13 protein-coding genes and 1 other annotated feature are annotated in these 15015 nt (G+C 33.8%); all 13 genes read left to right on the top strand.

All coding sequences use genetic code 11. The features are described from left to right. The first annotated feature begins 4 nt into the window (after positions 1-4). The 13 genes from cysW to CPJCM30710_RS12250 all read left to right on the top strand — a co-directional run bounded on the left by cysW (position 5) and on the right by CPJCM30710_RS12250 (position 14924). Positions 5-892, top strand: a complete 888-nt coding sequence (gene cysW, locus CPJCM30710_RS12310) for a sulfate ABC transporter permease subunit CysW (RefSeq protein ID WP_212904471.1) — start codon at positions 5-7, stop codon at positions 890-892. A gap of 15 nt (positions 893-907) precedes the next feature. Then, positions 908-1981 (top strand): sulfate/molybdate ABC transporter ATP-binding protein, encoded by a 1074-nt coding sequence (locus CPJCM30710_RS12305; RefSeq protein ID WP_212904470.1) that lies wholly within the window; start codon positions 908-910, stop codon positions 1979-1981. 344 nt (positions 1982-2325) lie between these two features. Next, entirely contained in the window at positions 2326-2646 is a 321-nt protein-coding gene (locus CPJCM30710_RS12300) for a GNAT family N-acetyltransferase (protein ID WP_212904469.1), read from the top strand. A gap of 200 nt (positions 2647-2846) precedes the next feature. After that, positions 2847-3099 (top strand) — a binding site (T-box leader). A 64-nt stretch (positions 3100-3163) separates the two neighbouring features. Next, positions 3164-3994: an ABC transporter permease gene (locus CPJCM30710_RS12295; RefSeq protein WP_212904468.1), complete on the top strand. Its 831-nt coding sequence runs from the start codon at positions 3164-3166 to the stop codon at positions 3992-3994. 16 nt (positions 3995-4010) lie between these two features. Beyond that, positions 4011-4802 (top strand): ABC transporter ATP-binding protein, encoded by a 792-nt coding sequence (locus CPJCM30710_RS12290; protein WP_212904467.1) that lies wholly within the window; start codon positions 4011-4013, stop codon positions 4800-4802. Between the two features lie 204 nt (positions 4803-5006). Next, complete coding sequence (locus CPJCM30710_RS12285; RefSeq protein ID WP_212904466.1) at positions 5007-6206, top strand: threonine synthase; 1200 nt, start codon at positions 5007-5009, stop codon at positions 6204-6206. Positions 6207-6284: 78 nt separating this feature from the next. Further along, the gene (locus tag CPJCM30710_RS12280) at positions 6285-7310 is read left to right on the top strand and encodes an ABC transporter substrate-binding protein (protein WP_246503533.1); all 1026 of its coding nucleotides are present in this window, start codon (positions 6285-6287) and stop codon (positions 7308-7310) included. Between the two features lie 30 nt (positions 7311-7340). Beyond that, the gene (locus tag CPJCM30710_RS12275; protein ID WP_212904465.1) at positions 7341-8549 is read left to right on the top strand and encodes a radical SAM protein; all 1209 of its coding nucleotides are present in this window, start codon (positions 7341-7343) and stop codon (positions 8547-8549) included. Between the two features lie 46 nt (positions 8550-8595). After that, a complete protein-coding gene (metK, locus tag CPJCM30710_RS12270; RefSeq protein WP_212904464.1) occupies positions 8596-9780 on the top strand; it encodes a methionine adenosyltransferase in 1185 nt (394 codons plus the stop codon). Positions 9781-9988: 208 nt separating this feature from the next. Then, complete coding sequence (locus CPJCM30710_RS12265) at positions 9989-10861, top strand: nucleotide-binding protein (protein WP_212904463.1); 873 nt, start codon at positions 9989-9991, stop codon at positions 10859-10861. 13 nt (positions 10862-10874) lie between these two features. After that, on the top strand, positions 10875-12290 hold the full coding sequence (locus CPJCM30710_RS12260; RefSeq protein WP_212904462.1) for a nitrogenase component 1: 1416 nt from the start codon (positions 10875-10877) through the stop codon (positions 12288-12290). 1 nt (position 12291) lies between these two features. Then, complete coding sequence (locus CPJCM30710_RS12255) at positions 12292-13641, top strand: nitrogenase component 1 (protein WP_212904461.1); 1350 nt, start codon at positions 12292-12294, stop codon at positions 13639-13641. Between the two features lie 77 nt (positions 13642-13718). Beyond that, positions 13719-14924 (top strand): radical SAM protein, encoded by a 1206-nt coding sequence (locus CPJCM30710_RS12250; protein WP_212904460.1) that lies wholly within the window; start codon positions 13719-13721, stop codon positions 14922-14924. Positions 14925-15015: the final 91 nt, after the last annotated feature.

Below are 15015 nucleotides of genomic sequence, written 5' to 3'. Positions count from 1 at the left end.
AATTTTGGGGGGAAACATTTCGCTACAGACAAAAACTACTTCTGTTGCACAGAGAAAAGTTACAGGAGAATCAAGAATAGTTCGGTTTTTATTAACAATTATAGCTCTTATTTATGTTGGCATAATTATAATTATTCCATTAATTGCTGTTTTTGCTAAGGCCTTTGAGAAAGGTATTTCAGTATATATTGCTTCAATAAGTGATCCAATGGCTTTAGCTGCTTTACAGCTAACTCTCATAACTGTAGCTGTAGCTGTACCTTTAAATACAATCTTTGGTCTTGCTGCTTCATGGGCTATAGCTAAATTTGAGTTTAAAGGAAAAAATATATTGCTTACAATTATTGATTTGCCTTTTGCTATTTCTCCTGTCATTGCGGGACTTATCTTTGTATTGCTTTTTAGTACTAATCACGGCTTATTTGGTTCATGGTTATCAAAACATAACATCAATATAATCTTTGCAAAGCCAGGCATTATTTTAGCTACAGTTTTTGTTACATTCCCATTTGTAGCTCGTGAGCTAATTCCATTAATGCAGTCTCAAGGGAATTCAGAAGAAGAAGCAGCTTTAACTTTAGGTGCAAGTGGGTGGCAAACCTTTTGGAAGGTTACTTTACCAAATATAAAATGGGCTCTTTTATATGGAGTTATCCTCACAGCAGCCAGAGCAGCTGGAGAATTCGGGGCTGTATCAGTAGTTTCAGGACATATACGAGGTGTTACTAATACATTACCTTTACATGTAGAGATATTATACAATGAGTATAAATTTGCGTCTGCATTTGCTGTGGCATCTTTGCTAACGGTTGTAGCAGTGATTAATCTAATAGTAAAAAATATTGTGGAATGGAAAGTCAGTAGAACATTAGATAAACAGAGTAGTATATAGAGGGAGGGGTTTGATATGAGTATTGAAGTTAGTAATATATCAAAAAAATTCGGTGCTTTTAAGGCTTTAGATGATATTAACTTGAAAATCGAGACTGGCGAGTTGGTTGCACTACTTGGACCTTCTGGTTCAGGTAAAACTACACTACTCAGAATTATTGCAGGACTTGAAACTGCAGATCAGGGAAATATTTATTTTGATGGGGAAAACCATACAGATAAAAGAATTCAGGATAGGAGAGTAGGATTTGTATTTCAGCATTATGCTTTATTCCGTCATTTAACTGTTTTTGAAAATGTAGCGTTTGGTTTAAAAGTCCGTTTACGTAAATATAGACCAAGTAAGAAAGAAATTCATAAAAAAGTTCATGAATTACTTGAACTAGTTAAAATGGAAGAACTAGCAGAGCGCTATCCAAACCAGCTATCAGGAGGACAGAGGCAAAGGATTGCACTTGCTAGAGCTTTAGCAGTAGAACCTAAAGTTTTACTGCTCGATGAACCTTTTGGAGCATTAGATGCAAAAGTACGAAAAGATCTCCGCCGCTGGTTAAGAAGACTTCATGATGAGTACCCTATTACAAGTGTATTTGTAACTCATGATCAAGAGGAAGCATTGGATGTTGCTGACCGAATTGTAATATTAAATAAGGGCAGAATAGAACAAATTGGTACACCAGAAGAAGTATATGAAAATCCTGCTAATCCTTTTGTATATGATTTTCTTGGAAATGTTAACCTGTTCCACGGTAGAATTAGTAATGGAAAGGTACAAATCGGATCAATTCAGATTGATGCGCCAGAACACAGTGAAACTAAGGATGCTAGAGCAATAAGCTATGCTCGACCTCATGATATTGAGATAAAGCGTGAAAATATAGATAAAAACTTTATTCAAGCTAATATTTTATTTATCAGGGCAGTTGGGCCATTTGTACATTTAGAGTTAAAGCGGGTGGACACAGGAGAGTATTTAGAAGCAGAGTTAAGTAAGGATGTTTATCGTGAATTGAAGCTTCATGAGGGTGAAGAAGTATACATTAGACCGAAGGATGTGAAGGTATTTATACCTGATGATTATATTATTTAATAATATTGAAGAACTACTTGGTGAATCCGTGTGAGATGCAATTACGCCTATCTTAATAATATAAATCAATAAATGTTAATTTTCATGTGGCAAAACTGTTGAGTATTTGTTGACTTTTCTGAAGTGCAGAATATATTTAACTATTTTATATACGGGGAATGTATGTGTTAGCAGAAGAGTCACTTTGCTTTGAATAGGAAATGAAAATATCATTGAAATATGAAAAAAATTAAGGGGGTATTCATATAATTAATGATTACGAATTAATAGAAAGAAAACCAACAGCGGATGAATTGTTTAATTTGCGAAAGTTGGTAGGACTGAAAATTCGAGATAGATGTTCTATGGAAAAGGGATTAGAAAATTCCCTTTATGGAGTTTGTGCAATTTTAAATGGAGAAGTTATTGGTATTTCAAGAATAGTAGGGGATGGAGTTACTTGCTTTTATATACATGATGTCATTGTAAATCCTATATATCAAAGAATGGGAATTGGATTAGAAATGATGGGCAAAATTATGAGTTTTATAAGCAAAAATGCTTGTTCTGGTGCTATTGTGGGGTTAATGGCGGCAAAAGGTAAAGAGAATTTTTATGAAAAATTTGGTTTTTGGAAAAGACCTAATAAGAATTTTGGCTGTGGAATGAGTCAATTTTGGCAATAACAGTCATTTAGAAACAACTGTTATAAAAAATGATTATGTGAAAAACGTATATGAAGTCGTTTATGTATACATTAAATTAAATAATAATTTTTATAATTAATGGATAATTTGGTTGTATTTAAATAAAGGGTATTGACATAGTATATATAGAAGGTTACAATACTACTAAACATATATGAATAATAGGAAAATAAATTAAGTTAAAAGCAATGAAGGGAAGAAGTATATTAAGGAAAATTTTCAGAGAGAAGTCCTCACTGGCTGAAAAGGACTTTAAATGGAACTTAGTGGAAGTGCATCCCAGAGTACTGGATTGAAGTAGTAGTAGACTCCAGCAGGTACGCCTGTTACAGCGTTAAGGTATTTTCTTATACTTTTTATGTGAGATATCATGCATTTTAGTATGTATGATAATCAGAGTGGAACCGCGGAATAAATAATTCTGCCTCTGTATTTTTAGAGGGAGAATTTTTTTTATATGAAATTATAATTAAAATGACAGTTTAGGAGGGTTAAAATGAGTCTAAATAGTTTGAAAGTCAGCATAAATAAAACAAGATTTAATAAAAATAGTCTTCTTAATTTTTCAATTGTTAAAGATATTTTTATCCCATTGATAGCACCAGTGATATTATTAATAATTTGGGAGCTATTGGGCGAAAATGGGATTATTAGATCATCTATTCTTCCAGCACCATCAGTTATTGGTATAGCGCTACTTGATATGCTACGTACTGGAGAATTAATTGAACATTTAACAATTAGCATCATTAGAGTTTTTGAAGGTTTTTGTCTAGGAGCTTTTTTGGGTATAAGCTTCGGAGTAGCAATAGGACTTTTTAAGGGAGCTGAAAAAGCACTTAATTTAATAATAGGTATTTTACGTCCTATTCCTATTGTTGCTTGGGTACCTGTACTTATACTGTGGATGGGAATTGACGAAGCCTCAAAGATAACAGTAATAGCTATTGGTAGTTTTTGGCCCATATTACTTAATACAATTCATGGAATAAAAAACACTGATAAAAAGTATATTGAGGTTGCAGAAATTTTAGAAAAAAATAAGATTAATGTATTAACAAAGGTTGTTCTTCCATCGGCTCTTCCATCTATATTTACAGGTTTGCGCATAGGAATTGGTACTGCTTGGATGAGTGTTATTGCGGCAGAAATAATTGCAGCTTCATCGGGTATTGGTTATAAAATAGCTTATGCTAGAGAGTTATCACAGCCAGATATAATGTTAGTTGGAGTTTTCTCAATAGGTATTGTAGGTATTTTAATAGACGTTATAATCAAAAAGTTAGAGTTTTCAATTGTAAAATGGAATGTGAATAATCGAAGTTAGTTAGGGGGGAGTAAGTATGGGTTTTGAAGTAGAATCAGCTCAAGCTCTAAAGATAGAAAATTTAACTAAAAATTTTAAAATAGATACTGGTAGTGTTACCGCACTTAATAATGTAAACTTAACAGTAAAATCCGGTGAGTTTTTAAGTATTGTAGGTGCAAGTGGTTGTGGTAAAAGTACTTTGTTGAGAATAATGGTTGGATTAGAGAAAAATTACGAGGGGAAAATTCTTTTAGGAGATGAACCTATTAAGGGTCCTGGTACTGATAGAGGAATGGTTTTTCAAGAGTCTCGTCTTTTCCCTTGGTTAACAGTAGAGCAGAATGTAGCGTTTGGTCTGAGTAATAAAACATATACTGCTGATAAAAATGAGATTGTTCAGGAGCATCTTGAGTTGGTTGGTTTGAACAGTTTTGCTAAAGCTTATCCACACCAATTATCAGGGGGGATGCAGCAGAGAATCAGTATTGCAAGAGCTTTAGTAAATAAGCCTAAAGTGCTTTTATTGGATGAACCTTTTGGAGCTCTTGATGCTATGACTCGTATTAATATGCAGCAAGAAGTTTTAAGAATATGGGAGAAAGAAAAGACTACTATGATACTAGTAACTCACGATATCGATGAAGCAATTTATCTTGGTGATAGGGTAGTGGTTATGTCCAGCAGACCAGGAATGGTAAAAAAGATAGTGCCAGTAGATTTGCCTAGGCCACGTGATCGCAGCAGTTATGACTTTATGCAGATTCGTAAAAAGATTTACGATGAGTTTTTTGCTCAGGTAGATAGACCTTTCGTCTATGATATTTAGGGTTTTTTAGATAAACTACGCACTTAAACCTAGTAAACATATATGTATAATTGAGGTGGTTGCACGAAATCAGTTGATTTTACTGGTTAAAGAGCAAAAAGAAAAGAGTGTAAAATACAATCAATTTTAATGAAAATGAGCAAGTATGCAGAAAACAGTTATTTAAAAAGATAGAATATAAAAATGTAGAAGGAGTATTGTTGAATGAGTTATTTAACTTTATTAGAATGTGCTAAATGTAAAGAAAGGTATTCTGCAGATATACCACGTAATTTATGTCATTGTGGTGGTCCATTATTAGCTAGGTATGACTTAGAGACAATAAAAAATAATGTTAGTAAATCTGTATTTAAGAATAGACAAAAGGGATTATGGAGATTTAAAGAACTTTTACCCGTTTCCAATGAGGAAAATATTATTAACCTTGGTGAAGGGGATACTCCATTATTAAAAGCATCATCGTTAGGTGAAGAATTAGGAATGGATAACTTATATATAAAAGATGAAGGCTTAAATCCCACTGGTACATTTAAGTCAAGAGGTGCAGCAGTAGGAGTTTCAAAAGCTAAGGAATTGGGTGTTAAGACAATAGCGATGCCTACAGCTGGTAATGCTGGAGGTGCTTGGGCAGCTTATTCCGCTAGGGCAGGAATTGAATTAATAGTAGCTATGCCTGAAGATGCACCTGATTTAGCTAAAAAAGAAAGCTTTATTTATGGAGCTAAGACATATTTAGTAAAAGGGTTGATATCTGATGCAGGTAAGATAATTGCTGGTGGAGTTGCAAGACATGGTTGGTTTGATGCAGCTACATTAAAAGAACCTTATAGGATCGAAGGCAAGAAGACAATGGGAATTGAGATTGCAGAATATTTTAATTGGGAGTTTCCCGATGCAATACTTTATCCTACTGGTGGCGGGGTAGGTATAATTGGAATTTGGAAGGCTTTTCAGGAGTTAAAGGAACTGGGATGGATTGGAGAAAAAGTACCTAAACTTATTGCTGTACAATCAGAGGGATGTAATCCGATTGTTAAGGCTTTCAATGAAGGAAGTGAAACTTCTGAGTTTTGTGCCAATGCTCAAACTATAGCCGGTGGAATACGTGTACCAAAGGCCTTGGGAGACTTCTTAGTGTTAGAAGCTGTAAGGGAAAGTAAAGGCACAGCAGTTGAAGTAAAAGATTCAGAGATTATAGATTCACTAAAGTTATTAGCTAGGACAGAAGGGATGCTTGTATGCCCTGAAGGAGCAACTTTGGTTGCTGCATTAACTAAGCTGCTGAGTAATGGTTTTATAAAACAAGATGAGAAAGTTGTTTTGTTAAATACAGGAACAGGATTGAAGTATCCTTCTTTGGTTGATATTGATCTTCCTTTATTAGAAGTGAATACAGAGATCTAAAAGATACTTTAGAAGAACTTAATTCTAAAATTTATTAGTTATATAAAATTGATAATAGTTTCAGGGGGGATAACTATCATGAGAATAAAAAAGATAGTAAGTATAGTTTCATTAGTTACATTAAGTGCATTTTTATTAGCTGGTTGCGGAAAAGCTAACGCACAAAAGAACATAAATGATAAGTCAGCAGCAGTGCAAGCTAAGTCTGAAAAACCAGAAAAAATAAAGATTGGTTACCAACCTGGTGTAAACCATACTTTATTAATTGCAGCAAAGCAGCAGGGGTGGTTTGATGAGGAGTTTAAAAAAGACGGTATTGATGTGCAGTTTGAAAGCTTTACTTCAGGACCTCCAATGATTGAAGCCTTTGCAGGAAATAGACTTGACATAGGTCAGGTTGGCGATCAGCCTGCCATTCAGGCAAAAGCTAATGGTATTGACGTTAAAGCTATAGGTGTCTATGCATCAGGTTATGAATTGGACGGTTTAGTTGTACCTAATGGCTCTGATATAAAATCTCCAAAGGATTTAAAAGGTAAAAAAGTTGGATTTACAGTTGGTTCTACTGGACATAGACTTCTATATCTTTATCTTCAATCTGTTGGTCTTACTCCTAAGGATGTAAAGGAAGTAAATTTACAACCAGCGGATATTAAAACTGCATTAGCATCTAAGAATATTGATGCAGCGGTAACATGGGAGCCATGGATTTCAACTGTTGAATTTGAAGGTATTGGCCATCAAATTGCTGATGCTACTAATTTAAAGTTTAATTCTAACTTTATTATTGTTACAAATTCTTTTGCTAAGAAATATCCAGAAATAGTGAAGAGAATAGTGAAGGTTTATGAAAGAGCTGAAAAATGGACTAATGAAAATCCTGATAAAGCTGTAGATCTTGTTGCAAAAGATACAGGAATGAAGAAGGAAATATTGTCTAAGGCTATGAAAAAAGAACACTTCGATATTAGATTAACAGATGAGGTTATTAAATCTGCTTCAGATACAATTAAGACACTAAGAGAAACTAATACAATAAGAAAAGATGTAAATATTAATGACCTTATCGACAACAGCTACCTGAAGAGTATTGGAGTTAAATAATTAGAAGTATAAAGAGGGGGGAATGAAGAAATGAGCGATGTTAAAAAGCAGCTTTATAAGGAGTTAGAGATTAAGAATGATTTGTTTGTAGACGGCGTTAATGTTGATCCAAGAATTTTTGCTAATCTTGATCTAGGTGGTAAGTATCAGGAACAGGTACATCTTTTATTTGAATATGATCGACATCCACATGCTGGAATAGATTTTCCGGTAGGCTTTACTTCACCAAGTGGCTTAAAGTTTCCTTTTAGATGGAATCGCAGTTCAGATTATTCTATTAATTACGATGGAAGTAAATATTATTTAACACATAAAGGTCATGAGGTTTTTCCTATAGAGTTTTTAAAACGTCCTAAATACTATGGTTTGAAAACATCTGATGGCACAGAAATGTCACATATAGCAGCATATAACAGGGAAGGTGCTATTTTTGTAGCATACAGCAATGAATGCTCATTAAAGGATAAAGGATTGGATTGCTTATACTGCAATATTAATGCTACTAAAGATACCTATGGTGAAAAGCAAGGAATATTTTTAAAATACCCAAAGCAAATAGGTGAAACTGTTGCAGCTGCTTATAAACATGGTGCTCGTCACATAAGTATCAGTGGTGGCTTTATACCAGAAAGAAGGGAAGTAGACTATTATATTGATGTGGCAGAAGCTATTAAAGAGCATACGGGGTTAGAAGACTTCAACGGAACAGGTGTTATAGGTGCTCCTTTAGACTTAGATGTTATTGATAAATACAAAGAAGCAGGATATAGAACTATTGCTATGAATATTGAGGTTTGGGACAAAAATATTTTTAAAACTATTTGTCCGGGTAAACAACAACAGTGCGGTGGCTGGGATCATTGGGTTAATGCTTTAGAATATGCAGTGAAAGTATTTGGTTACGGTCGTGTAAGGTCACAAATTGTTGCAGGAATTGAACCTAAGAAATCCACATTAGAGGGGGTCGAGTATCTAGCATCTAAAGGAATTATATGCTTTCCAGTTCCATGGTGCCCAAATCCAGGTTCTGCTTTGGAAGGACATCGTAGTCCAGAGCCTCAGTGGCATTTTGATATAGTAAAGAAAGCATATTCTATCTTTAGAAAAGCAGGGTTTACCTATGAGCAACTATATGATTGTGCTGCAGCTCCTACATCTATATGGCACGATTTATATAAAATAGACGATGAATTATTGCCTATATTTAAGGAAAAAGGTATTAATAATCAAAATAAATAAACATAAATCTAATAAATATATTTTAAAATTTGGGGAGGAAATTATAATGAAAAGACTATTTACGTCAGAGTCAGTTACTGAAGGACATCCAGATAAGATATGTGACCAAATTTCAGATGCAATATTAGATGCAATATTAGAGAAGGACCCATATGGAAGAGTTGCTTGCGAAACAACAGTGACAACAGGAATAGTAAATATTATAGGTGAAATAACAACGAATTCTTATGTAGATATTCCAAAGATAGTAAGAGAAACAGTAAAAGATATAGGGTATACTAGGGCAAAATATGGTTTTGATAGTGAAACTTGCGCTGTTATTACAGCGATAGATGAACAATCAGCAGATATAGCAGCTGGGGTAAATCAAGCTTTAGAAGCTAGAAGAGGGGAAGACGACAATATAGATGCCATAGGAGCTGGGGATCAAGGTATGATGTTTGGTTTTGCTACTAATGAAACTGCAGAATATTTACCAACGCCTATTGCATTTGCACACAAGTTAGCCAGAAGGTTAGCTGAAGTTAGAAAAGAAGGTATTCTTGAATATTTAAGGCCAGATGGAAAGACACAAGTTACAGTAGAATATGAGGATAATAAACCTGTTAGAATAGATGCCATTGTTGTTTCTACGCAGCATGGCCCTGAGGTTGCACAGGAACAAATAGAAAAAGATATAAAGGAACATGTAATTAAAGCAGTTATACCAATAGAGCTATTAGATGATAAAACAAAATATTATATAAATCCAACAGGCAGATTTGTTATCGGCGGACCACAAGGAGACGCAGGATTAACAGGAAGAAAAATAATAGTTGATACCTACGGTGGATATGGAAGACATGGTGGAGGAGCTTTTTCAGGAAAAGATCCAACTAAGGTTGATAGATCAGGTGCATATGCTGCAAGATGGGTTGCTAAAAACTTAGTAGCAGCAGGAGTTGCTGATAAGCTTGAGATAGAGCTTGCATATGCTATAGGAGTTGCGAGCCCAGTGTCTATTGAAGTAGATACTTTTGGTACAGGAAAAATAGCTGATGACAAAATAGTAGAAATAGTACAAAAGGTATTTGACTTAAGACCAGCTGCAATAATAAGAGATTTAGATTTAAGAAGACCAATATATAAACAGGTAGCTGCTTATGGGCATTTTGGTAGAACTGATATTGATGTTCCATGGGAACAATTAAATAAAGTTGAAGAAATTAATCAATATTTATTAGAAAAGTAGATATTTTAGTTGACTAGAAATACTAGAGGCTAAATTTTATTCTTACTTATTTGTAGGAGTGAAATTTAGCCTTGTTTATTTAGCTGAGTGAATAGAGTAAGTAAATTAAGTCGTTAGAGTTAGTATTTAATACTAACATCTTAATTATCAGTTATTGGGTCCAAACGTAAAATGATAGAAGTTTAAATCTTAAGGGAGGAAAAGGATTATGATAAAGAAAGCTAAACACATTGCTATTTATGGTAAGGGAGGAATAGGAAAATCAACAACAACATCTAATATAAGTGCTGCATTGGCAGAAGCAGGATATAGGGTAATTCAGATTGGATGTGATCCTAAAAGTGATTCAACAAATACTTTACGTGGGGGAAATTACCTTCCTACAGTGTTAGATAGTCTTAGAGAGAATAACAACGTAAAGTTATCTGATATTTCAGTAGAAGGCTTTAAAGGTGTATTATGCATAGAAGCTGGAGGTCCTGTTCCTGGTGTTGGATGCGCTGGTAGAGGAATAAATGCAGCAGTTGAACTATTGCAGCAATTAAACCTTTTTGAAGAATACAAGCCAGACTATGTTTTATATGACGTGTTAGGAGATGTTGTGTGTGGAGGTTTTGCTGTACCAATAAGAGATGGTATTACTGATCGTGCATTTGTAGTTAGTTCTTCAGATTTTATGGCTGTATATGCAGCAAATAATCTTTTCAAGGCTATTAATAAGTATGCACCATCAGGTGGAGCTAAGCTTGGAGGAATCATAGCTAATGGATTATCAGCAAGTTATTCTGAGTCATTAATTGATGATTTTGCAGAGCGTACAGGTACAAAAGTGGTAGGATATGTACCACGTTCACTAGTAGTTTCACAAAGTGAATTATTTGGAAAAACTGTTATTGAGGCGAATCCTCACTCGGAACATGCGAATATATACAGAAATCTAGCTAAATATATAGCAGATAGTGATGAATTAGATATACCGAATCCTCTTAATGTTACTGAATTAAGAGATTGGGCTAGAACTTGGGGAGATAGAATTTTTGAATTTGAGTCTGGTGTAGTAAAGAGGGGAGAAGCAATTTAAAGGAGGAATATTAATGAGTCTATTAGCGAGAAAAAAGCCTCAGATTAGAGAAAATAGATTAAATACATTAGGTGCTTATTTGGGAGATAGTGATTCTCTTTTAAATGATATAGAAAAAAATGATGTTAAGCAAAGAATAAGAACATTTTCACAAACAAGTTTTGACGATATTATTTATGTTCTACAAGCAATTAACAGTATAAAGGATTCAGTTGTAATAGTACATGGTCCTGTAGGATGCAGTGCAGCTCAGTTACATTTTTTTTCCCAAGGTGAAAGCAGTCCTTGGATTGTAACAAATTTGAATCAGAAGGATTCAATCATGGGTGGAGATGAAAAGTTAAGAAAGGCTGTTTTTACTGCGTACAACCGTCATAAACCTAAGGTGATATTTATTGTAGCTACACCTGTGGTAGCAATAAATAATGATGATATTCAAGCTGTTGTTATTGAGCTTAAAGAAGAGCTTGGAGTTGATATTATACCTATTTACTCCGATGGATTTAAGTCAAAAAATAGCATTACAGGATACGATTTAGCATTACATGCTTTGGTAAAGTATTTAGTAGCTGAGGAAGAAAATCATGAAAAACTTGATTTTGTGAATCTAATTTCTATATCTGAAAATGCTGAGGATTTAAAAGAAATAGTGGGTTTACTAAACAACATAGGAGTAAAGGTCAATCTATTATCACGTTTCGCAAGTCCTGAAAGCATAAAAAGCGCATCAAAAGCTAAACTTTCAATTAATATTAATAAGGATTATGGGGATTACTTAGGAAAGGCATTATATGAAAGATATAATATACCTTTCATAGAAACATCTTTACCAATTGGTATTAAAGGAACTACAGAGTGGCTTACAGAAATTGCTTCAGTAACTGGAACAAAGAAAGAAACAGAGGATTTTGTTAATAAAGCTGTTAGTCAATTAAGAGCGTATATAGAAAAAAATAAATTAAATGATGTAAAAGTATATGTTAATCTCCCAACTTCATTAGCCTTTGGAGTTATAGAGTTAATTAAAGAATTTGAAGGAGAAGTAGTAGGAGTAACTGTTGGACACATCGATGATTTGCATAAAAAGGAACTTGAGAATATTAGTAAAAATAAAACTGATTTTAAAATACATGTTGCTAATGGGCAAACTTTTGAAGAAGTAAATATAGTAAGAAAATTAAAACCAGATTTATATATTGGAGGACTTGGTCAGACTGCTTGGATAGCAAAACTTGGGATACCAGTAGTTTCTGTAGATTCAACGGGGATACTCGGATATAGTGGTATCACTAAATTTATACATCAAATAAATAAGGCATTAAAAAATAAAGCATTTGTCCGCTATTTAGGTAAGGCTACCTCTTCAATATATGAAGAAAGTTGGATTAAGAAAAGTGCCAATTGGTATATTAAGCAGGAGGTGAAATAGCATGACGAAGCCAATTGAAACTTCAAGAAATGGGTGTGCGCTACATGGTGCTCTTCAAACGATACAAGAAATAGAAGGTTTTGTACCAATAATACATTCTAATGCTGGCTGCGGATTACAGCAGTTTTTAGGTGGAAGTAGAGTAAGTGGTTGCAATGGTTCTGGAAATGCTGGAGGTTTTGCTGTAGCATCAACAAATGTTATTGAAAGACAAGTTATTTTTGGAGGAACATCAAGGCTTAGAGAACAGATAAAAAATACTGTTAAGATTATTAAAGGAGATTTATATGTTGTATTGTCTGGTTGTACAACAGAATTAGTTGGTGACGATATACCTGCGATGACAAAAGAGGGCAGGGAACAAGGATTTCCAATAATTAATTTAAGTACTCCAGGTTTTAAAGGACAAATTCATTATGGTTATGTAACTTTTATAAAAGGATTAGTTGATGAACTTGCAAAGGGTAACCAGGCACCAACAAAAAAGTCTAAAGGTTTAGTTAATATATTTGGAATCATACCTAAGCAAGATGTCTTTTGGAAAGGTAATTTAGAGGAATTAAAGAGAATTTTAGAGGCAGTAGGACTAAAAGTTAATACTCTTGTTGGCTATGGAGAAGGTATTGAAGCGTGGAAGGAAGTAACCAATGCAGAATTAAACATAGTTTTTTCACCATGGGGTGTTAATATCGGGAAACACTTAGAAGAACATTATGAAACCCCTTACTTAGAATTTGATGCACTTCCTGTTGGAGCTGAGGATACTGGGTTATTTCTAACTAAAGTAGCTGAAAAACTCAATTTAGATAGTGTGATAGTAAATAACTTTATTAAAGAAGAAAAAAAGAAATTAGATCATTATGTAGAAAAGATTTTAGACTTCTATGTTGAGTATAATTTTCAGAAAGAATTTGCAATAGTTGGTGAAACAAGTAATGTGATAGGTATAAGTAGATTTTTAACTAATTCCTTTGGATTAATACCAAAAGTTCTTATCATTACAGATAAAGTAGAGGATTCCTATAAAGATTACTTAACTAAGCAGATAGCTAATTTAATAGATAGCTTTAATGTGGAAGTTTATTTTACTGAGGATGGTGGGGAGATTAAGGATATCGTTAGAAAGAGTAAAATTGAGTTGGTTTTAGGTAGTTCCTTGGAAAAGGAAATTTCAGAAGAGTTAAAAGTTCCATTGCAAGTAATCTCGTTTCCTATAGTAGAAAATGTTATTTTAAATAAGGGTTATGCAGGTTTTAGAGGTGCTATTTCTCTAGTTGAGGACTTCAGTAGTGTGATAATAACATTTGAAAATCATATTAGGCTGGAGTTGAAGGATAAAATTTTGGCTTAATAAAAAAGGACCTTATTATAGGTAATTTTATTGATTAAGGTTATTATGAAAAAATAAAAAATAATTGGGGGATTGTCATGGCTATAGGTGATTTAGTAGAGGAAAGAAAAAGTTTAATATCAAAAAGTAAATTGTATGAGGAATTAAAAATTAAGGCAGACTTATCCATTGATGGAGTTAATATTGAAAAAGAAGCATTACATGCTTTAGATGTAGGGGGAGAAATTCAAGAACAGGTTCACAGTGGTTTTGAGATGGATAAGGAGACTCATGTAGGCATTGAGCTTCCTGCTAGCTTTAGACTTCCTAACGGTTTAGTTTCCCCATTTAAATGGGATAAAAGCTCAAATTATACTATAGCATTAGAGAATGGAAAGTTTATACTCGTGAAAAAGGGAAATAAACTATTTGAAGTAGATTTTCAAAAACGTCCTAAATACTATAGTTTAAAAACATCCGATGGTCAGCCTATGCACAATATAGCAACCTTTGTTAATGATAGCAATATATCTGCTTTTTACAGTAACGAATGCTCATATAAAGATAAGGGAGAAGATTGCTTATTTTGCAATGTTAATGCAACAAAGGATACTTATGCAGAAAAAGAGGTTATATTTTGGAAGACTCCTATACAGATAGGTGAAACAGTTGCAGCGGCTTACGAAGAAGGTATAGCAGATCACGTAACTGTAACAGGTGGGATTATACCAGAGAGAAGAGAAATAGAATATTATCTTGACGTAGCTGAGGAAATTCAAAAAAGGACTGGGCTTAAGGATTTCAATGGGACTGCTGTAATAGCTGCACCATTAGATTTAAGTAATATTGATAGGTTGAAGGAAGCAGGTTATAGAACTATAGGTCTTAATATAGAATTGTGGGATAAGAACTTTTATCAAACTATTTGTCCTGGTAAGGCTAGAAATAGTGGTGGATGGGATCATTGGTTAAAGTCTATAGAATATGCAGCAGGAGTTTTTGGACATGGAAGAGTTAGATCTAATATTGTTGGAGGAATCGAACCAAAAGAAAAAACCTTGAAGGGTGTAGAATACTTTTCAAGTATAGGAGTTATATGCCTTCCAAGTCAATGGTGCGCTAATCCAGGTTCAGCCCTTGAAGGTCACCGTACTCCAGAACCATCTTGGCATTTGGATCTTGCTGAAAAAGTAGTGCGCTTACAAAAGAAGGCAGGAATAACCTATGATCAGGCTCATGATGCAAGTAATAACGATACAGGTCTATCTCATGATATATGGAAAATTGAAGATGGACTTATTTAGATATAGGGGTTAAGGTTTAGTTAATTTCCTATTGTTGAAAATCAGTTTTTAGATGATTTTATATCTCAAAAATATGGACTTTAATATAAAT

Origin of the sequence: Clostridium polyendosporum, from assembly GCF_018332455.1 — a bacterium.
GTDB classification, from domain to species: domain Bacteria; phylum Bacillota; class Clostridia; order Clostridiales; family Clostridiaceae; genus Clostridium_AY; species Clostridium_AY polyendosporum.
Note: the sequence above shows the minus strand (reverse complement) of the source record. Positions and strands in the feature narration are given on the sequence as shown.